This window comes from Endozoicomonas atrinae, from assembly GCF_001647025.1.
GTDB lineage: Bacteria > Pseudomonadota > Gammaproteobacteria > Pseudomonadales > Endozoicomonadaceae > Endozoicomonas > Endozoicomonas atrinae.
This window is the reverse complement of sequence record NZ_LUKQ02000766.1, coordinates 1-538: the sequence shown is the minus strand read 5'-3', so window position 1 is coordinate 538 and position 538 is coordinate 1. Positions and strand designations below refer to the sequence as shown.

The window sequence follows — 538 nt, the reverse complement described above, 5'->3', positions numbered from 1 at the left end:
CGCCAGCCACCCGTTGTATCGTCGCTGATCTGCTTGGCTACGTTCCGGGTGGTTTCATAGGTAGTCCAGTCATCCTCGTTTCTGGTTTCGCTCGGCACATTGGATAACTGCTCGACCAGAAATTGCAACTGGATAGAACCTGGGAGCAAGGGAGCACCGGGAATGGTGCCACTCATTACGCCCTGACCATCCACCGAGACAATCACCTCGCCACCGGCACTGGTGCCTTGTTCATAAGAGAGTGCAATTTCTGTCCCGCTATCTGGCAGGAAATCCAGCTTAAAGCTCAACTCGCCGGGAGCGTAATGGATTACCCCGTTACCGTCGCCTGTGAGCAAACCATTAGCCTGATCGGTCAGGGTTTTATTCTCCCCGGAGGAAACATACGTCACCGTCATCGAGCCGGGTTTGATGCCGGGTTTCTCGACGGTATGCCGGAAGGTCATATCATCCACAGACACAGAGCCGGTTCGGATAGTGACCTCATCATCATTCTGCGCCACATAGCTAAAGACAATGGCACTGTCAGGATCAGGCA

At 53.9% G+C, this 538-nt stretch carries 1 protein-coding gene; it reads right to left on the bottom strand.

What is annotated here, in order from left to right; genetic code table 11:
- Nucleotides 1-538: hypothetical protein (locus tag AK963_RS34405; protein WP_175404792.1), on the bottom strand; the 538-nt coding region annotated here is incomplete at both ends.